General features: G+C 67.0%; 21 protein-coding genes. 16 read left to right on the top strand and 5 right to left on the bottom strand.

Going from position 1 to position 19,044, the window contains the following annotated elements; genetic code table 11:
• Positions 1-1,154: 1,154 nt before the first annotated feature.
• Both AC0IX7_RS09200 and AC0IX7_RS09195 read right to left on the bottom strand, forming a co-directional pair.
• Positions 1,155-2,555: a protein O-GlcNAcase gene (locus AC0IX7_RS09200; RefSeq protein WP_471811517.1), complete on the bottom strand. Its 1,401-nt coding sequence runs from the start codon at positions 2,553-2,555 to the stop codon at positions 1,155-1,157.
• Positions 2,513-3,037 carry a glycoside hydrolase family 20 zincin-like fold domain-containing protein gene (locus AC0IX7_RS09195; protein WP_471811515.1) on the bottom strand — a complete coding sequence of 175 codons (525 nt, stop codon included), beginning with the start codon at positions 3,035-3,037 and terminating at the stop codon, positions 2,513-2,515. Before AC0IX7_RS09195 ends, AC0IX7_RS09200 begins: the two co-directional genes overlap by 43 nt.
• Before the next feature lie 355 nt (positions 3,038-3,392).
• Between AC0IX7_RS09195 and AC0IX7_RS09190 the strand changes: the two genes are divergently transcribed.
• From AC0IX7_RS09190 to AC0IX7_RS09180, 3 genes are all read left to right on the top strand, one after another.
• Positions 3,393-4,874: a PAS domain S-box protein gene (locus AC0IX7_RS09190; RefSeq protein WP_471811513.1), complete on the top strand. Its 1,482-nt coding sequence runs from the start codon at positions 3,393-3,395 to the stop codon at positions 4,872-4,874.
• Positions 4,875-5,219, top strand: a complete 345-nt coding sequence (locus tag AC0IX7_RS09185) for a hypothetical protein (protein ID WP_471811511.1) — start codon at positions 4,875-4,877, stop codon at positions 5,217-5,219.
• Positions 5,220-5,310: 91 nt separating this feature from the next.
• The gene (locus tag AC0IX7_RS09180) at positions 5,311-5,646 is read left to right on the top strand and encodes a response regulator (RefSeq protein WP_471811509.1); all 336 of its coding nucleotides are present in this window, start codon (positions 5,311-5,313) and stop codon (positions 5,644-5,646) included.
• A gap of 79 nt (positions 5,647-5,725) precedes the next feature.
• Here AC0IX7_RS09180 and AC0IX7_RS09175 read toward each other — a convergent pair whose 3' ends face one another.
• Both AC0IX7_RS09175 and AC0IX7_RS09170 read right to left on the bottom strand, forming a co-directional pair.
• The gene (locus tag AC0IX7_RS09175) at positions 5,726-6,031 is read right to left on the bottom strand and encodes a hypothetical protein (RefSeq protein WP_471811507.1); all 306 of its coding nucleotides are present in this window, start codon (positions 6,029-6,031) and stop codon (positions 5,726-5,728) included.
• A 31-nt stretch (positions 6,032-6,062) separates the two neighbouring features.
• Positions 6,063-6,953, bottom strand: coding sequence for a type 1 glutamine amidotransferase (locus AC0IX7_RS09170; RefSeq protein WP_471811505.1), 891 nt, complete (start codon positions 6,951-6,953; stop codon positions 6,063-6,065).
• A gap of 269 nt (positions 6,954-7,222) precedes the next feature.
• Between AC0IX7_RS09170 and AC0IX7_RS09165 the strand changes: the two genes are divergently transcribed.
• Together AC0IX7_RS09165 and AC0IX7_RS09160 are read left to right on the top strand one after the other, a co-directional pair.
• Positions 7,223-7,738, top strand: coding sequence for a YciE/YciF ferroxidase family protein (locus tag AC0IX7_RS09165; RefSeq protein ID WP_187503248.1), 516 nt, complete (start codon positions 7,223-7,225; stop codon positions 7,736-7,738).
• 73 nt (positions 7,739-7,811) lie between these two features.
• Positions 7,812-8,078, top strand: a complete 267-nt coding sequence (locus tag AC0IX7_RS09160; protein ID WP_471811503.1) for a hypothetical protein — start codon at positions 7,812-7,814, stop codon at positions 8,076-8,078.
• Between the two features lie 39 nt (positions 8,079-8,117).
• Here the strand turns inward: AC0IX7_RS09160 and AC0IX7_RS09155 are convergent, their stop codons facing one another.
• On the bottom strand, positions 8,118-8,498 hold the full coding sequence (locus AC0IX7_RS09155) for a hypothetical protein (protein WP_471811501.1): 381 nt from the start codon (positions 8,496-8,498) through the stop codon (positions 8,118-8,120).
• A 272-nt stretch (positions 8,499-8,770) separates the two neighbouring features.
• On the opposite strand from AC0IX7_RS09155, the gene AC0IX7_RS09150 reads away from it, so the two are divergent.
• From AC0IX7_RS09150 to AC0IX7_RS09100, 11 genes are all read left to right on the top strand, one after another.
• A complete protein-coding gene (locus tag AC0IX7_RS09150; RefSeq protein ID WP_471811499.1) occupies positions 8,771-10,108 on the top strand; it encodes a DUF7125 family protein in 1,338 nt (445 codons plus the stop codon).
• 94 nt (positions 10,109-10,202) lie between these two features.
• Positions 10,203-10,928 (top strand): HWE histidine kinase domain-containing protein, encoded by a 726-nt coding sequence (locus tag AC0IX7_RS09145; RefSeq protein ID WP_471811497.1) that lies wholly within the window; start codon positions 10,203-10,205, stop codon positions 10,926-10,928.
• Entirely contained in the window at positions 10,922-11,140 is a 219-nt protein-coding gene (locus AC0IX7_RS09140; protein ID WP_471811495.1) for a hypothetical protein, read from the top strand. Before AC0IX7_RS09145 ends, AC0IX7_RS09140 begins: the two co-directional genes overlap by 7 nt.
• A 132-nt stretch (positions 11,141-11,272) precedes the next feature.
• Positions 11,273-11,671 (top strand): response regulator, encoded by a 399-nt coding sequence (locus AC0IX7_RS09135; RefSeq protein ID WP_471811494.1) that lies wholly within the window; start codon positions 11,273-11,275, stop codon positions 11,669-11,671.
• A gap of 155 nt (positions 11,672-11,826) precedes the next feature.
• Complete coding sequence (locus tag AC0IX7_RS09130) at positions 11,827-13,179, top strand: NAD(P)/FAD-dependent oxidoreductase (protein WP_471811492.1); 1,353 nt, start codon at positions 11,827-11,829, stop codon at positions 13,177-13,179.
• A gap of 125 nt (positions 13,180-13,304) precedes the next feature.
• A complete protein-coding gene (locus tag AC0IX7_RS09125; RefSeq protein ID WP_471811490.1) occupies positions 13,305-13,703 on the top strand; it encodes an RNA polymerase sigma factor in 399 nt (132 codons plus the stop codon).
• Complete coding sequence (locus tag AC0IX7_RS09120; RefSeq protein WP_471811488.1) at positions 13,681-13,806, top strand: sigma factor-like helix-turn-helix DNA-binding protein; 126 nt, start codon at positions 13,681-13,683, stop codon at positions 13,804-13,806. Before AC0IX7_RS09125 ends, AC0IX7_RS09120 begins: the two co-directional genes overlap by 23 nt.
• Positions 13,807-13,814: 8 nt before the next feature.
• Positions 13,815-14,327 carry a DUF4880 domain-containing protein gene (locus tag AC0IX7_RS09115; protein ID WP_471811486.1) on the top strand — a complete coding sequence of 171 codons (513 nt, stop codon included), beginning with the start codon at positions 13,815-13,817 and terminating at the stop codon, positions 14,325-14,327.
• A complete protein-coding gene (locus tag AC0IX7_RS09110; protein WP_471811484.1) occupies positions 14,324-14,728 on the top strand; it encodes a FecR family protein in 405 nt (134 codons plus the stop codon). Before AC0IX7_RS09115 ends, AC0IX7_RS09110 begins: the two co-directional genes overlap by 4 nt.
• A gap of 119 nt (positions 14,729-14,847) precedes the next feature.
• Positions 14,848-17,748 carry a TonB-dependent receptor gene (locus AC0IX7_RS09105; protein WP_471811482.1) on the top strand — a complete coding sequence of 967 codons (2,901 nt, stop codon included), beginning with the start codon at positions 14,848-14,850 and terminating at the stop codon, positions 17,746-17,748.
• Positions 17,748-19,016, top strand: a complete 1,269-nt coding sequence (locus tag AC0IX7_RS09100; RefSeq protein WP_471811481.1) for a histidine-type phosphatase — start codon at positions 17,748-17,750, stop codon at positions 19,014-19,016. The genes AC0IX7_RS09105 and AC0IX7_RS09100 overlap by 1 nt, the downstream gene beginning before the upstream one ends.
• The last annotated feature ends 28 nt before the right edge of the window (positions 19,017-19,044 follow it).

Here is a 19,044-nt window from a genome sequence, read left to right as displayed (position 1 = left end):
GATCGCGCTAGCGGGCTCGGACAGGCCGGATCGGAGGTCAGTTCACACCGCCAAATGAACGCCGCTCGCCGTCCTACCGTGTTCGTTCCGGAGTCCGTATCGCTGGCGGACGCAGGTTGAATCCTCCCCGCCAGGGAGGTGGCGCCGTAGGCGACGGAGGGGCGGACCCGGAACAGCGGTTATCCCTTACCTCCCCTCCGTCTGGCAAGAGCCAGCCACCTCCCCTTGCCGGGGAGGATTAACGGGTGCGTCGTATCGCCAGTGTCGCGACGTGCGTCCGGTTGCGCCGTTCGCGCCGCGATCGAGGCAGGCACGCTGACCCCGAGCGGTTCGATCGCTGGCGCAGGCTGGAAGCCGAGGAAACCGCAAACGCCGCCAAACTCACCAAGCGACGATCGCGCTAGCGGGCGTGGACAGGCCGGATCGGAGGTCAGTTCACACCGGGATGAACGCCGCTCGCCGTCCTGCCGTGTTCGTTCCGGAGTCCGGTCTCGCCGGCGGGAGCAGGTTCAATCCTCCCCCGCCAGGGAGGTGGCGCCGTAGGCGACGGAGGGGAGGACCCGGAACAGCGGTTATCCCTCACCTCCCCCTCCGTCTGGCAAGAGCCAGCCACCTCCCCTTGCGGGGAGGATTAACCGGTGCGTCGGATCGACAGTGTCGCGACGTGCGTCCGGTTGCGCCGTTCGCGCCGCGATCGAGGCGGGGACGCTGACTCCCAAGCGGTTCGATCGCTGGCGGGCGCAGGTTGGATCCTCCCCGCAAGGGGAGGTGGCGCCGAAGGCGACGGAGGGGAGGACCCGGAACAGCGGTTATCCCTTACCTCCCCTCCGTCTGGCAAGAGCCAGCCACCTCCCCTTGCGGGGAGGATTAACGGGTGAGTCGGGTCGCCAAGTGTCTCCGCGTGCGTCCGGTTGCGGAGGGTGAGCCGGCGTGTCACGCCGGTGATGAAGAGCTTGCGGGTGCCGCAAAATCGAAAACTTGGTCGGCGGGACGGTCGACCGCGGAGCACGTCGGCGGCCATCCCTCTAAACACACGCACCACCCCGGCGGAGGCCGGGGCCCAGTTGGAAAGGCCGCAGTAACGGAGTGCAGCCTTGATCGGCGACATTCCCGACCCGATCCCGCCTCGCCGGAAACCTACGCCTGGGTCCCCGTTACCGCTCCGTGCCGGGGCCAACACGATCCCCCGAACCGACCGCGATCAACGTCGGCGCGTCGGTCACGAACTGGTCCAGCACGCCGTCGGCGATCTTGATCGGACCGTCGAACCGGGTCGCACCGGGGATGGTCTTGATTGCTGCCGCCTCGCTGGCGAGCCGCTTGGCGTCGGCGAAATAACGGTCCGCAGCGCCGCTGCCTTGGTTCGCGGCGTCCAGTCCCGCAGCGGTCAGCTGGAGCGCGCGTCCCCAAAGCTGCATCGCGTCTAGCCACGGTCGCGACTGCGCCGCGAAGCCGGGGTCGCTCGTCCCGGAGCGGATGATGTCGGGCGCGTTGGCGATACCGTCGGCGCGCTCGGTCAGGTCGGCGATCGCCCGCTGCCGTGCCGCCGCATCGCCATCCGCCAGCGCCTCGCGCACCGCGTCGAGCGCCGCCTTGAGCCGCGGTGCCTGCTCCTGCCAGGGCTGGCTGCCGAAGGTCGGCGCCATGTGCTGCGTATCGAAGAAGGTCAGCAAGGCCGCGGTCGCGCGTTCGTCGCCGCCCGCCAGTTCGCGCGCGGAGAAATGCCAGGTCCGCTCGGCATCATAGGCCGTGTCGTTCCAGCCGAACGCGGCGACGCCGGTTACTGCCGGGCGGCTCGGAGCCTCCTGGTTCATCGGGTTGGACAGAATGCCGGTCAGTTCGCCCGACAGCCCGGCCTCGCGCCGCGCATAGGGCGCCATTAGCAGCCGACCGGTGGTCTGTGCGTAATCGTTGACCGGATAATTGTCCCATAACAGCGTCTTGCGGCCGAACGCCTTGGTCGCTGCCTTGGCGTCGGGGATCGAGATGGCGGGCGGGACGACGTCGGTGCCGGTCCACTGGACGACGATCCGCGGGTCGAGATGCTTGCGCAACGCCGCCTTGTACGGGGTTTCCTTCGCGTCGTAATATTCGGTCGGCACCATGATCAGCGGGCGCGCGCCCGGGTCCTTGGCGCTCAGGCTGGCCTGCACCGCATTAAGCAATTGCGCTTGCGCGACGCCGGCCGCTTCCGCGCCCGAGGGGCCGAACGCGGTCTTGTCGCGCTCGCAATTCCACTTGGTGTATTCGATGTCGTCGAGCGCGACGTAGAAGCTGCCGACGCCGATCGCCCGCAACGCGTCGAACTTGCGTTCCAGCGCCTGCACGTCGGCGGGGTCGGAGAAGCAGACCGACGGCCCGGGCGAGACCGCGTAGACGAAGTCGACATGGTTGCGCCGGGCGGTCTGGGCCAGCGTGCCCAGCGACGACAACGTCGCGGCGGGATAGGCCTCGCGCCACCGATCGCGCGCGTATGGATCGTCCTTCGGGCTGTAGACATAGGTGTTCGCCTTCACCGTGGCGAGGAAGTCGAGATGCTTGGTGCGATCCGCCATCGACCAGGGCGCACCGTAAAGCCCTCGATCGTGCCGCGGATCGGCATTGCGGGGTGATCCTGGATCACCAGCGCGGGCAGGCTGGCGCGCCGGGCGAGCTGGCGGAAGGTCTGGACCGCGTGGAACAGGCCATCGGCGTCGTTGCCCGCCAGCGTGACGATGCCCGCGCCGGCTGCGACGGAGGCGATCGTATAGCCCTCGGCGTGCGTGTCGAGCGTGGCCCTGCTGCGGCCAAGCGCGTCGCGAACGAGGGCGGTGTCGCCGGTGCCGAGCACGATGTGCGGGCGGTCTGGCGTGGCGGGGAGGCGCTTGGCGGTGGCGATCGTCTCGATGCCTGCGGTGACGAGGATCTCGCGGACCAGCGCGACGGTCTCGGGATCGGTGCCGGGGGCGGCGACCAGGACGACCGCGCGGCCTAGCGTGATACTGCCGGTGCCGAGGTCGATCGACGTGGGGGTCGGGAACAGCGCCGGCAGCGTCACAGGTTGCGCCGATACGGAGTCGCGCTGGCGCCCGCCGTCAGGCTTGCCATCGCCATCATCAGCGCAGAGGCGCCGATCTTGCTGTTGCCGTGCATCGCTCAGCTCTCCGGTATCAGATTGGTATTGTGTTGGATGTGTAGGGGATGTTGGGGGGACGGCAAGGGTCGCGAAGGGGAAGTGGCGGTGGATTACGCCGAGGTCGAGAATCGTATTGATCGAAATCAGTGCGCCTGGTCCCGCGACGTAGGATCGATAATTCCGCGGCGGATTTCTGCGGGCGACCGAGCGCGTCGTGGCAGCGACGCATCGTGCTCCTATTGTGGACGCGCGGAAAGCAGGATAGCTAAACGCCTGTTTGGAACAGAGTAGGAACCAGCAGCCCTCGAGCGACGAGGATGCCGATCGCGTCGCGGCGATCGCTGCGTTCGTGCGCTCGCTCGATGCCGCCGATCCGTTCGTGGCGATCTTCAACGACGCCAATCTGCCGATGGCGATCAGCGATCCGACGCTCGTCGACAACCCGATAATTTATGTGAATTTCGCGTTCGAACACCTAACCGGCTACGCCCAACCCGAAGTCGTCGGTCGGAACTGCCGTTTTCTCCAAGGTCCCGAAACGAAAGCGGAGGATGTCGCACGCATCCGCGAGGCGGTGGCCAGGTCCGAGCGGATCGAGGTCGACCTTCTCAATTACCGCAAGGACGGAACGCCGTTCTGGAACCGTCTCCTGGTGGCGCCGGTACTGGATCAGAACAGGCAGCTTCGCTATTGCATCGCGTCGCAGCACGACGTGACGCTCGAGCGCGAGACGTTCGTCAAGCTGGCGGCCGAGCAACGCGAACTCGAGGCGTCCGCGGCCGATACGAAGGCACAGCTCGCGGACAGTACCGCGCGTCTCGACTTTGCACTCAAGGCGGGGCGGTTGGGCTCGTGGACGTTTGATCCGGGTAGTCGGCACCTTGATGCATCAAACGGTTGTAAGATCGTGTTCGGCTACGCGCCCGATTCCGAGTTCGGATATGCGGAATTCGTCGGCGCGATCCATCCCGAGGACCGTGCGCAGGTGCTGGCGGCGATCGAGGCGACCGCCGGCACCGGGTGCGACTATGATATCGAGTACCGCGTGGTGACGGGCGAAGGCGAACTCCGCTGGGTCGCGGTCCGCGGCGAATTGCTGACCCGCGCGGACGGTACGGCGCTGACCATGACCGGGTTCTCGACCGACATAACCGAGCGCAAGCGGGTCGAGGAACACCGCGCCTTGCTGGCCGGCGAACTCACGCACCGGGTCAAGAATACGCTCGCGACGGTCAGCGCGATCGTCAACCAGACGCTGCGCGACGCCGTCTCGATGTCGGATGCGCGCGACACGATCGGCGCGCGGATCGGCTCACTCGCGATCGCGCACGACCTGTTGCTGCGCGATGAAGTGGACGGCGCGACGATCGCCGATATCGTCTCCGGAGTCATGGCGCCGTTCGACGACGGTCGCGGACGTCTGTTCTCGGTCGACGGTCCCAATATCCGCCTCGAGCCGCGGGTCACTCTCGCGCTGTCGATGGCCCTTCACGAACTGGCGACCAACGCCAGCAAATATGGCGCACTGAGCACCGCCGGCGGTCACGTCTCGATCACATGGAGCGTCGGGATAGGCGACGGCGGCCGGCGCCTCGCATTCGCCTGGGAAGAATCGGGCGGACCGACAGTGAGCGCGCCGACCCGTACGGGCTTCGGCTCGCGGATGATCGAGCGCGTCCTGGCGCAGCACATGCGCGGCACAGCGAACATCGAGTATCGCAGCACCGGCGTCGTCTTCGTCATCGACGCACCGCTGTAGGTGGCAAAACCGGTTGCGCTGACGACGCCGGACGGACGGTACATCGTCGTCCGCGGGCGGCTATGGCGTGCGGCCAATCCCGGTCTGTCGGAGTCCGATCGGAGCCGACACGTCGCGGCCTTGATGGACGGCCGCCGTAATGTCGCGAGCGCGCGGCGGGCGGGCGATCCCGTGGCGGAAAAGGCGGCGCATGACGCCGTCGATGCGGCCAAGCATGCCCTGGGCGAGCGCGGACCGGTATGGTGGACCGACGGCGCGCCCGATCTCAACCGGCACATGGCGCGGACGACGCCCTACGCCGCCTGGTTCGCAACGGCAGCGGCGAATTCGGACGATGCGGAATGACCCGTACCGCGTGAAACATCGGGCCCGATCTGCTGCCAAGCGCGTTGCGACAGCCTGACGAAAATTGGAACCGCCGATGTGCCATGTGCTTGTGATCGAGGATGACTGGTTGATCGCCGATCATATCACGAGCGTGATCGAGCGTGCAGGTGCGACCTCGATCGCCCAGGCGGATAGCGAAACCGCCGCGGTGGATGCAGCAGGCACGCATTGTCCGCAGATGATCGTGTCCGATGTCAGGTTGCATGAAGGGACCGGGCCATTGGCCGTGCAGCGCATCATCGCCGCCCATGGCAATATCCCCGTGATGTTCATCACCGGAACACCCGAAGCCTGCATTCCCTGCGATCCGCCGGCCGTGATCCTGACCAAACCGATCGACGAGACCGCCGTTATGGCTACGTTCCGAAGCCTCGCGCCGCTCTAGATCTCGAACGGCCTAAGAATTGCGCGTCCGCAAACGGATCATCCGACGCGGGGATTGCCCCGCGCCGGATGTGCAGGCGTCAGCCCTGAACGTCGCTGGCGTCGAATTCGTTGAACGCTGCCTTGACCTCGGCGGCGCGGGCATCGTCCGCGATATCGACCGACACGACGATCTTGCCGGCCAATGCGGCGTCGTCCCGCGACTGCGGGGTGGGGTCTTCGCCGGCCGTGTCCGCGCCGGCCTGCTCGCTGCCGACGCTGTTGTCGCCGCCGTCGGTAGCGATGAGAATGTCCTTGCGGTCGATTCCCTGCTCCTGAACGAGGCGTTCGACGGTCATTTCGGCTTCGCGACGCGTGTCGAACTTGGCTTTGAGGGTGGTTGGCATTGTCAGGCTCCTGGTTGAGGTAAGGGTGTCGTCAGGCCGGGCATAGATCGGCGGGTGCCGGGTCCTGGTCGGACCGCGGTCCGGCGTTCGGCTCGACAAGATGATTCAGGAAATTGGACAGCTCGATGCGCCGGTTCGATTCCTGTGCGAATTGCGCGTCGATGCCGAGCGACCAATGGATCGAGCGACGGTCTGGATCATCATGCAGCGTGTCGAGCTGTGCCGCGCGCATCTCGACATCGTCCGTCGTGTCGGCGAGGCCGGCTTCGATAAGGTCGCTGGCCTGCCGACGCAGCGCGACCGCGATCTCGCCCGGGGCAAGCTCGGGATGATATTGCACGCCCCAGAACACGCCGCCGTCGTGACGTATTTCGGCGGCCTGGATCGTCGTGACGGCATTGCTCGCCAACAGCGTCGCATTTTCCGGAAGGCTTTCGACCTCGTCGCCATGGATGGCAGGCGCGTCCCAACTGTCGGGTCGTCCGGCCAGCAGCGGGTGGTTTCGTCCGGCCTCGGTCGGGGTGATCCGACGCGCGACCCCGGCTTCGATGCGCTCGGGCATCTTGCGGACGATGCCCCCGGCGGCGGCAACGGCAAGTTGCAGACCGGCGCAGGATCCGAACGATGGCGTTCCCGACGCAAAGACCGAGCGCATGAACCGCAACTGGCGGCGAACCTCCGGTGTATCGTCATAGACGTGCAGCGGAGATCCGGTGACGAAGACGGCATCGAATGCGCGCAGGTCATCGGCACCGAACTGGTCCGCGTCGTCGTCCGCGGGGGCGACGATCGTGATCTCGGCATCGGGACGTAGCTGCGCGAGCGTCGCGGCATATGTCTCGCCGGAGCTTTTGCCGGCATGGCGGTGCCGTGCCTCGCGCTCGTCCGCGGTCTCGCTCTCGGCAACCAGAAAATGCGGCAAATTCCGTCCTCTACCGTGTCGGTTCGTATCGGCTCAACGCGCGAGCGATGCTTTCGACCGATCGGCCGGGACAAAATCGAAGAAGGGCTCCGCTGCAATATGTGCGGCAAGGTACGCGGTAATGCGCGCTGCGACGGGTAGCGGAGACGGGAGCCCGTCCTGCCTCACGGGTAGGTCGCCGCATTCGGCGAAACTTCCTCGGTAAGCGAGACGTTGCGGCATGACCGGAGCGGATCGCTTCGCGACACGCAGCTACGCGAGGAAGTATCATGGGCCTGTTTTCTAAAGACATCGCGACGTTCGACGACCTGTTCCTGCACCAGTTGCAGGACGTCTATTATGCCGAGAACCAGATCGCCAAGGCGCTGCCGAAAATGGCCGCCAAGGCGACCGCACCTGCGCTGAAGCAGGGTTTCGACACGCATCTCGCCGAAACCGAGCGCCAGATTACGCGCCTCGAGCAAATCTTCGACCTGCTCGGCGAGAAGGCGAAGGCGGTGACCTGCCCGGCGATCGACGGCATCATCAAGGAAGCCAACGAAGTCGCCGGTGAGATCGAGGACAAGGCGGTGCTCGACGCCGCGTTGATCGCCTCGGCACAGGCGGTCGAGCATTACGAGATCGCGCGTTACGGCACGATGATCGCCTGGGCCAACCAGCTCGGCCGTTCCGAGATCGCAGCGATCCTCAAGGAAACGCTCGACGAGGAATATGCGACCGACGACAAGCTGACTGCGATGGCGACGTCCGCCATCAACGCCAAGGCCGAGGCCGTTACCGCCTGATCTCGTGATCGACGGGGCTGCGGCTGGAGGCAATCGTCTCCGGTCGCAGCCTTTCTACTTTGGGAGAGTGGCAATGGCAGACGAAATCGCATTCACGCTTCCCGAGGCGCTGGGCGCGCAGAAGCATTTGCGGGACGCACTCGGGCTCGGCGAGGAACGCTTTCCAGTGCCGGCCTTCGTCAACATGATCAGCGATGAGATCGAGCAGTTGCGGGCTGCCGGTAAGAGCGACGACGACATCGCGGCGCTGGTCGAGCAGTCCAGCGGGCATGCGCTGACCGGGCGGGATATCGAGCGTTATTATACGCCGGTCGAGGACCGCCATTCCAACGAACGATGATGATGGGAACGGGCCGGCATCGACCGGCCCGTCCTTCGTTCAGGCCTTCTTGCGCGCGCGCTTCGGGCTCGCTGCGGCGGCGACGTCCTCTTCCTCGTCCGGCGCATCTTCGCCAGCCTCGGTCAACGCTTCGCCCAGCGCCTTCAGCTTGTCCCGCGACTTGTCCGCCTTGTCGGCGATCTTCGTCGTCGCGGTACCGAGACGGTGGAGCAGGGCATGGACCCGGTCCGCGTCGGGCTCGCCCTTTTCGAGCTGCTTGCGCAGCGACGCGAGGTCCCGCAAAATGCCCTTGGCGCCCGGCGTGTCGATATCGGCCAGTGCGGCCTCCCAATCTTCCACCATGTCCGCACCCTTTTCAGGCTTCGTCGCGTCCAGTCCGCGATTGATCGCGTTCATCGTTCCTGCAAATTTCACGGCCATGTTCATTCTCTCCGAAAGCCATTCGCTGGCGCAGGTCAACGAAACGACGCGCCGATAATGTCCTCCCGAAACGTGTCGATCTCGATCAATATAATCCTGGCCAATCAACCTGTTGTGGTGCTGCGATCCATGGCATGCAGGCGCCGCACGGAAGAAGCAGCGACGGCGTGATCGTCCAGCGCGGGGCCGGGGACACTCCATACCCGGCTCACACCCCGACTGGTCGCGCCCGGCATTCTATGGCAGTCAGCGCGCGACTGCCGGAGATCGTCGTGACCAAGCGTAAAATTGCCAAGCCCGTCGCGACAGGTGTTGCGGGCCTCGACGAGATCCTGCGCGGCGGACTGCCGCCCTCGAACCTGTATATGCTGCAAGGCGCGCCCGGTGCGGGCAAGACGACGGCGGCGTTGCAGTTCCTGCGCGCGGGCGTCGAGGCCGGCGAACGCTGCATCTATGTCAGCCTGTCGCAGACCGCGGCGGAGCTGGAATCGATAGCGGTGTCGCACGGCTGGACGATGGACGGAATCCGCGTCGAGGAACTGTCGGCCTCCGACGCGGTCAACGGCGCCGCGGACCAGACGATCTTCCAGACCGCCGAACTGCGTCTCGACGAGACCCGGCAGGCGATCGAAAAGGCGATCGAGGAGCATAAGCCGAGCCGCCTGGTCTATGACTCGCTGCTCGAAATCCGCCTGATCACCGGCGATACGCCACGCTTCCGGCGCGAGCTGATCGGCTTCAAGGCGTTCCTCGCCAAGCGCAACGTCGTCGCGCTGCTGCTCGATACGCAGAACGGCGAGGCGATGAACGGCGAAGAGGTCGAGGGTATCGCGCACGGCGTGATCCGGTTCGACAAGACGCTGGAGGATTACGGCGCGGTACGGCGGCGGATCGAGGTCAGCAAGATGCGCGGCGTGCCGATCGCCGACGGCTATCACGACATGGCGATCCGCGAGGGGCAGGGCGTCGTGGTATTCCCGCGCATCATTCCCGGCGACGCGTCCGACGTCGAAAAGCCCGAGCTGATCAAATCGGGCGTCGAGACACTCGATGCGATGTTCGGCGGCGGCCAGGAATCGGGCACCACGACGCTGGTGATCGGCCAGTCCGGCACCGGCAAGTCGACGATGGCCTCGCTCTACGCGACCGCGGCGCTGAAGCGCGGCGAGAACGTCGCGCTGTTCCTGTTCGAGGAGCGGCTCGAGACGTTCTTCCGCCGGTCTGAAGGGCTTGGCATGGACCTGCGCAAGTTCCACAAGGACGGCGCGCTGGTCATCAAGGACTTCAATCCCAACGAGATTTCGCCCGGCGAGTTCGCGCAGGTCGTCCAGAGTATCGTCAAGACGGACAAGACCCGCGTGGTCGTCATCGACAGCTTCACCGGGTATCTCAACTCGCTGCCGCAGCGCGACAAGGCGGTCCGCGATATCCAGTCGTTGCTGAAATACCTGGCGCGCTCGGGTGTCCTGACCATGTTGATCGTCGCGCAGCATGGCCTGCTCGGCCAGAATGTCGGGATCGACGTCGATGTGAGCTTCCTCGGCGATACGGTGCTGCTGTTGCGGATCGCCGAGCATGAGGGCGCCTGCGCCGCAACATCACGGTGGTGAAGAAACGGCACGGGCCGCACGACCTGTTCGTCCATGAACTGATGATCCAGGGATCGGGGATTTCCGTGGTGCCGTATAATCCTCTCCCGGAATCGTGAGCGCACTCGATCCGATCGATCATACCACGCTGGACCAAGTGCTGGTCCTGGCGCCCTATCGGCGTGATGCCGACTATCTGAAGCAGTTGTTCGTCGAGCACGACATCCCGGTCGATGTCTGCATCGATGTCGCGGAGATCCACGATTATCTGGCGAGGTCGCCCGGCGTGCTGGTCGCGACGCACGAGGCGCTGACGCCGGATATCCTGAAGAACGTCGCCGACCACCTGGCGTCGCAACCGAGCTGGTCGGAGATGCCGATCGTCGTGCTGCTGGATCGGACTTCGAACCAGATCCGCGTCCGCACCGAACTCGCGCGCGTCTGGCCGCGCGCACGGCAGCTCTTCTACCAGCGCCCGGTCACGCCGGTCGAACTGATCAGCGGCGTCCAGTCCGCGATGCTGGCGCGGTTGCGGCAGCGCGACGTGCGCGATCATATCGAGCGCGAGATCGAACTGCGCCGCGAACTCAACCACCGCGTGAAGAACATCCTCGCCAGCGTCGCCTCGATTTTCGAGATGACGCATCGCGGCGCCAACACGCTGGCCGAGTTCGCCGACGATTTCCGGGGACGGCTGGAGGCGTTGTCGCGGGTCCATTCCGCGGTCTTCCACGCCGCCGACGAAGAGGTTTCGATCTCGGCGATCGTCGATCTCACGTTCGAGCCTTATCGCCTGCCGGGGCTCAGTCGGGTCGTCACCGGGGGCCGGAAATCATGCTGACGCGCGAGGCGGGCACGACGCTCGCCTTGTGCCTGCACGAACTCGCGACCAACGCGATCAAATATGGCGGCCTGTCGACGCCCGAGGGACGCGTATCGTTCACGTGGAGCCTGTCCGAGGACGAGCCCGCGACGCTGGCGATCGCCTGGACGGAGGAAGGGGGCCGGCGGTCGTCGAGCCGTCCCGGACGGGCTATGGCACGCGCTATCTGAAGGCGGCGCTCGGCAGTGTGTTCGGAATGAAGCCGGTGATGACGTTTGCACCGGAAGGGCTGCGGTGTACCGTTTCGGGGCGGGTCTCGCGTTTGTCGCGCAACCCCTGACGCTCGACCGCGTTGGCCACAGATGAGTGTAGAACCGCGTACCCCGGCCGCGCGATTGCGGGTCTTCTGTCTCGAGGATAACCCGCTGATCGCCTTTCATCTCGAACAGATGATCGAGGATCTGGGCCATGTCTTCGCGGGATCGCTGGACAGCTTCGTCGACTTGCAGTCGGAATCGCCGGTCGACGACATGGACTGCGCGTTGGTGGATATCGATCTCGCGGATGGACCGAGCGGGCCGTCCGCGGTCGAATGGCTGACCGCCAAGGGTGTTCCGTGCGCCTTCGTCACCGGGCAGGAAGCGATGGCCGCGCGCTTTGCCGATACCGCGGTCGCGGTGGTCGCGAAGCCCATCACCGAGGCGGCGCTGGCAGCCGCCCTTTCACTACTGGCTGCCGCAAAGCGACCGCCGACGGCGTAGACGTCGCGGCCAAACTTCGCCAAGCCCCGATACAGTCGCGTCGGTCGGCTGAGTAGATCGACGCGCGCTCGGATACGGCGAGAGCCGGGTTCGCGGACCGATGGCTCCCCGGCTAAAGGACCCGTGCGAGGTCCGACCAACCAAGGTACTGCACTATGACGGCCCAAAATCCGGTCCAGACTCCGGCCCAAAATCCAAAGGCCAAGATCCAGATCGTCATCGTCGGCGGCGGTGCGGCGGGGCTCGAACTCGCGACCCGGCTCGGTGCGCGCTACGGGCGCAAGCGGCACGACATCATCGTCGTCGATCGCAACCGCACGCACATCTGGAAGCCGTTGCTGCACGAGGTCGCGACTGGCTCGCTCGACGCCAACATGGACGAGGTAGGCTATCGCAGCCATTGCCACCGCTGGGGCTATCGCTTCTTCTATGGCGCGCTCGCCGCGATCGACCGCACCGCGCGCCAGGTCCATCTCGCGCCGGTGCTCGACGAGGATGGCCGCGAGGTGATCGCCGCGCACGCCATCCGCTACGATTACCTGGTGTTGGCGTACGGCTCGGTGACCAATGATTTCGGCACGCCCGGCGTCGTGGAGAACTGCACCTTCCTCGACAGCCGGGCGCAGGCCGACCGGTTCCGCGACCGCCTGCTCGACCAGTGCCTCCGCGTGTCGCGTACCATGACCACCGACCCCGCCAGCAACGCGCGCGTCCGCGTCGCGATCGTCGGCGGCGGCGCGACCGGCGTCGAGCTTTCCGCTGAACTCTTCAACGCCGCCGCGGCACTCGGCTATTACGGCCTGGAGGTGTTCGACGGCAGCCGCCTCGATGTGACGCTGATCGAGGCCGGGCCGCGCATCCTGCCCGCGCTCCCCGAGCGGCTGGCGGCGGCGGCGCAGCGCGAACTCGAGGTGCTCGGCGTGCGCGTCCTTACCGATACGCCCGTCACGGCATCGGATCGCACCGGCATGACGACCGGCAATGGCGACCGGATCGACGCCGATCTCCAGGTCTGGGCGGCGGGCGTGAAGGCGGCGGCGATCCCTGGCGGGCTCGACGGACTCGAATTGTCGCGGGGTGGCCAGATCGTCGTGACCCCGACGCTCCAGACCGGCGTGGACGACCGCGTCTTCGCGATGGGCGATTGCGCGTCGTGCGTGCTGCCGGGTCGCGATCGGCCCGTGCCACCACGCGCGCAGGCGGCGCACCAGATGGCATCGACGGTGTTCGACAATCTCAACCGGCTGATGGCCGGCAAGCCGCCGCGCGCCTTCGTCTACAAGGATCACGGGTCGCTGGTGTCGCTCAGCCGGTTCTCGACGGTCGGCACGCTGATGGGCAACCTCGTGGGCGGCAAGCTGGCGGTCGAGGGGCGGCTCGCGCGGTTCGTGTATTTGTCGCTGTACCGGATGCATCTCGTCGCGATCCATGGCTGGCTCAAGGGCAGCGCGCTGATCGTCGTCGGCCACGTCAACAAGATCGTCCGGCCGCGACTGAAGCTGCACTGACCGCAGTCCCGACCAAAGCGCGCGCGGTGCCTGCCTGATCGTCGGGATCGGGGTGATGTCATGTAACCGTCGTCGCGACGTCATCAAACTGTACCGGCGTGGCCATACCCGCATGGGCCATGACCTTGGCCAACCTTGCGGAACCCGATGCCGCCACGAACCGCCTTTGGGCGGGGTGGTCGCGGTTGCGCGCGCAGGTCGAGCGGATGACGCGGCGTACGGATGGCGAGGATTTGCTCCACGATGCCTATGTCAGCATGGCGGGGCTGGCGACCGCGCCGCGCAACGACGAGGCGTTCCTGGTTCACGCCGCGGTCAACCGGGGGCGCGACGCGTTCCGCCGGGAGGCGGTGCGCGGGTCTTGCGAGCCGGTCGAGGCGATCGACTGGCTGCGCGATCCCGCACCGATCCAGGACGAGGTGATGATCGCCAAGGCGCGGCTGGCGCGGGTCCGCGAGGGTATCGATCGGCTGACGCCCCGGACCCGCGAGATATTCCCTGATGCAGCGGCTCGACGGGTATAAATATCGCGAGATTGCCGAGCGGCTGGACATAAGCCAGGGCGCGGTCGAGAAGCACATGGCCAAGGCGATGACGTTCTTGGCCGATTGGACGGAGGGTTGGTAAGTTTCGCGATGCCCGGCCGCCGTCCCTCGAACAGCTTCGATGCGAACCGGGCAGCCAGCAACCCAACCGCCGCCGACTGGATCGCGCGGCTCAATGCCGACGACGCGACGCCGCGCGATGCGGCGGACTTCCGGTGCTGGCTCGCCGCGAACCCCGATCATGCCGCGCGGTTCGAGCGTGCCACCGATCTGTGGGACATGGTGCCGGGGACGTCACCGTCGCGGGCGCCGGTGACGCGGCGCCGGGCGATCGCCGGGCTGGTGGCGCTGTCCGCGACGACGGCCGGCGGCACGTTTGCGTTCCAGGCGGCCTATGCGGCGACGCCGTACGAGACGGGGATCGGCGAACAGCGGCGGATCGGGCTGCAAGACGGCTCGTCGCTGCTGCTCGATGCGGCGACCCGCGTGCGCGTGATCGCAACGCCCGAGCGGCGGCGGCTCTGGCTCGCGCGCGGTCGGGTCGACCTGACCGTGGCGCCGCTGACGACCCCGTTCACGATCGACGCGGGGCCGGTGACATGACCGCGGCGGCAGGCCGGTTCGACCTGCGCCGCGACCGGGACGACCGGGTGGCGGTGACCGCGATCGAGGGCAGCGCGGCGGTGACGACGACCGGCGCAGCGCGACGGCTGACCGGTGGCGAGCGGCTGCGCGCGGGCCGGATCGATCGCCCCGACCTTGCCGCGACGCAGGCCTGGACCAGCGGGCGTGCGGCGTTCCACGACGATACGCTGGCGACGGTCGCCGAGGAGGCCAACCGCTACAGCGCGACGCGGCTGGTGATCGCCGACCCGGCCGCCGCCGGATTGCGCGTCAGCAGGATGTACCGGATGGGCGACAATGTCGCGCTGGGCCGGTCGCTCGCGGCGCTGCTCGCGTTGCGGGTGCGGACGATGGAAGGCGCGGTCCTGCTCGGCGGATAAATTTCGCCGCGGTTCGTCGCAGTTCGCCGCAATTCGCCGTGGGGTGGGGTGGGGTAGATCGATCCTCGCCCGTCGAGGAGGTGCGGCATCATCGCCGCCTTCCTTGGGGGATGAACACCGTGATCACCAATCGCCGGCGCCTGCGCCGATCGTTCGTGCTGGGCGCCGCCGTTGCTGCGCTGTCGACCGCCTTTCTCACCACCGCTGCCACCGCGCAGGCGCGCGTCACCGTGAACCTCGCCGCGCAGCCGCTCGGCAAGGCGCTCGAAGCGCTCGCCCGGCAGAGCGGCACCGACATCCTGTTCACGCCCGCCGCGGTCGCCGGAATGACCGCCCCCGCGCTTCGCGGCACGATGGCCCCGCAGGCTGCGGTCGAGCGCCTGATTAGCGGCACGCGGCTCACCGTGCGTCGCGAAGCCAATGGCGCGCTGCTCGTGTCGGGCGCGATCATCGGTTCCGCGCCGCAAGCCGCGGCACCTGACGCAGCGCAGGATGATGGCGCCGAGATCGTCGTCACCGGCTATGCCAGCAGCCTGACCGGCGCGCTTGCGCAGAAGCGCCAGGCGACCAACGTCATCGACGTCGTCAAGGCCGAGGACATCGGCAAGTTCCCCGCGCAGAACATCGCCGAGGCGCTCCAGCGCGTCCCCGGCGTGTCGATCGTCCGTGATCGCGGCGAAGGCGTGTTCGTCCGCATCCGCGGGCTCGGCGCCAATTTCCAGGTGGTGACGCTCAACGACCGCTCGGTCGCGGTGAACGAGAACGTCCGCGACAGCGGCCAGAGCGGTCGCCAGTTCCGCTTCGATACGCTGCCGTCCGAGCTGATGTCCGCAGTCGAGGTGATCAAGAGCCCGCGCGCCAGCCTGGACGAAGGCGGCATCGGCGGGACGATCAACCTGCGCACCTTCCGCCCGCTCGATCTGAAGAAGCCGGTGCTGTCGTTGTCGGCGACGGCCAGTTCGCCGCGGCTGGCCGATGCGGTCGATCCACGCCTGTCGGGGATGGTCAGCTGGGCGAGCCCCGACGGCAAATTCGGCGCACTGATCGCGGGCGTCTATGACGAACGCACGACGCGACAGGACCGCATCACCGGCGTCGGCTGGGCCGACGGCAAGATCGATACCGACGGCAACGGTTCGCTCGACAGCGCGACGATCCTGATCCCCACCGCGATCCGCCCGACGCTCGAACGCGAGAAGCGCGACCGGATCGGTCTCAACGGCGCGGTGCAGTGGAAGCCGGACGACCGGTTCGAGCTGAACGTCGACGGGCTGTGGAGCCGCTTGAACGTCGCCTATGACGAGCTGACCTATTCGGCGGCGGATGGCGCCGGCCTGCCGCGCGGGATCGTACCGGGCAGCGCGGTGATAGAGAACGGTGTGCTGACCGGCGCGACGACGACCGCCTCGACGACGCAGATCGGTCGCGAGACGTCCGTGCTGCAATATAAGAACTGGCTGGTCGGCACGAACGCCCGGTGGCAGGCGGATGGCTGGACGATCGCCGCGGATGGCAGCATCGGCCAGGCCTATTCGAACACGCCGGAGCCGATCTATCGCACCCGCCTGCTCGGGACGGTCGGCGCGACGACGTTCGACTTCGGCAAGGCGGGCGACCGGCTGCCCAACGTGACGCTGCTGAACGCCGACCTGTCGAACCCGGCGCTGCTGCCCGGACGGCGGATCGAATACCGCGTCAACGACTCCAAGGACCGCGAGCGCGCCGCAAAGCTCGACATCACGCGCGACCTGAGCGGCGTCTTCAGCGCGCTGCACGCCGGTGCAAAATACCAGAAGCGGACGCGCGCGTATAATCGCCGCGACATCAACTTCACGAGCGGCATCGCCGGCAAGTATTTCGACGCGAGCTATTTCGTGCCGTTCCCGGTCGACGATTTCCTCGACGGTGCGAAGGGCGAGCTGCCGACGACCTGGGCGATGCCCGATCCCGCCAAGTTCCTCGCCGCCGCCACCGGCAAGGAGGCATTGCTCGCCGCCCCGCTCGCGCGCGGCGATCTGCGCAACAGCTATGCGATCGGCGAGGAGATCCTCGCGGGCTACGGCATGGCCGACTTCGCGTTCCCGATCGGCGGCATCGCGGTGCGCGGCGACGTCGGCGTGCGCTATGCCCGGACGCGCCAGACCTCGTCGGGCTATGCCGATAACGGCAAGGTCGCGTTGCCGGTCAGCTACGAGAAGACTTACGACAATTTCCTCCCCTCGCTCAATCTGGTCGCCGAGTTCACCCCCAAATTGCAGATGCGCTTCGCCGCGTCGAAGGTGATCACCCGCCCGTCGCTCGCCGATCTGGCCCCGCGCCTGACGATCAATTCGAGCCCGACGGTCCTCACCGCGGTCGGCGGCAACCCCGAGCTCAAGCCGTTCGAGGCATGGCAATATGACGGCACGGTCGAATGGTATTTCGCGCCCGGCAGCGCGCTGGTCGGCGGCGTGTTCTACAAGGACATCACCACCTTCGTGTTCCAGCAGACGCGCGACTTCGTCCTCGACGGGCAAACCTATCGCCTGACCGCGCCCAAGAACGGCGGCGACGCCTATGTCGCGGGCGTGGAGATCGCGTACCAGCAGTTGTTCAAGATGCTGCCCGCGCCGTTTGACGGTCTCGGCGCGCAGGCGAACTACACGCACACCGCGACCGGCGGCACCTATGCGCTGGCGACGGGCGGTACGTTCCGCGACGCGCTGGTCGACGTCGCCAAGGACAGCTTCAACCTGACCGCGTTCTACGAGAAGGAGCGCGTCGGCGCGCGCGTCAGCTATAGCTGGCGCGGCAACGTGCTGCGCGATGTCGGCGGGGCGGGGCTTGCCGCCAACAACGACAGCGCGTTTGGGAGCCTCGATTTCGACATGTCGTACAAGGTCACGCCGAACGTCACCTTCGTCGTGCAAGGGATGAACGTCGCGGGCGGCGTCCAGTGGCAATATGTCCGCGACAACCAGTTCGCGGGCTATACCGATTACGGGCGCACGTTCACGGCCGGCGTAAGGGCGAAGTTCTGATGCGGATTGGATTGATCGCGGCCGGCTTCGCACTGGTCACCTCGACCATTGGGGGTGCGCAGACCACGCCACCGGCGCCACAGGACAAGCTTGAACGCGTGGTCATCGTCATGCGGCATGGCGTTCGCAGCGCGATGTCGAGCCCGGAGGAACTCGGCCGGTACAGCCGCCGCGCATGGCCGAAGTTCGCGGTGCCGCCGGGCCATCTGACCGCCAATGGCGCGACGCTCGTGACGATGCTCGGCGGGTGGTACCGCGTGCATTACCGACAGCTGGGGCTGCTCGGCGCAAACGACTGCGCGGTCTATTACTGGGCGAACCATACGCAGCGGACCGAGGCGACCGCGACCGCACTCGCCGCCGGCCTGACGCCGGGGTGCGCGGCGACGATCCACCAGTCCGCCGCGGCCCCCGATCCGCTGTTCGAGGCACCGCAGACACCGCTCGCGCCACTCGATCCGCAGCGGATGCTGGCGGCGATATCCGCGCGGGTCGACGGCGACCTCGCCGCATGGGACGCGCGGCAGGGCCCCGATCGCGATCGGTTCGAGGCGCTGTTGCTGCAATGTCGCCGCGTCCCATGCTCGGCGGGCGAGCGGAGCAAAGTGCAACGCCGGCTCGGCGATACGCCCGTCGCGATGCGGATCGACAATGGCAAACCGGACCTGACGTCCCCCAGCCTGCAGGTCGCCGGGATCGCCGAGAGCCTGGTGATGGCCTATGCCGATGGGCTCGCCTTCCCCGGATGGCGCGGGATCGATGCGGCGACGATCGGCAAGGCGCTGATCGTGCACGGTGCGGGCATCGACCTGCGCACCCGCACCCCGGAGGTCGGACGCCAGACCAGCAGCTACATCGCGATGCGGCTGCTCGCCACGCTCCAGCGCGGTGCCGGCGCGACCGCCTTGGCCGACCCGATCGGCGACGCGGAGAAGATCGTCGTCCTCAGCGGGCACGACGGCACGGTGACGATGCTCGCCGGGCTGCTCGGGCTCGACTGGAAACTGCGCGATTATGGCGCGGGCGAAGCGGCCCCCGGCGGCGGGCTCGTGTTCGAGGTCTGGCGGGAGGGTGCGAGCGGTCAACAGATCGTGCGCGCCCATTATGTCGCGCAGGGGCTCGACCAGATGCGCCACCGGATATCCCTGTCGGAACGCACACCGCCGGACAGCGTGGCCCTGACGATACCCGATTGCGGCGAAACCTGTGCCTTGTCGGCGTTCGCCGGCCATGTCCTGAAGCAGGTGTCGACTGTCACACAGGGTTAAGACGGCTGCCGTAGCGCGCTCGCTATGA

This window comes from Sphingomonas sp. AC411 (assembly GCF_979253035.1).
This window is presented reverse-complemented; position numbering and strand designations above follow the sequence as displayed.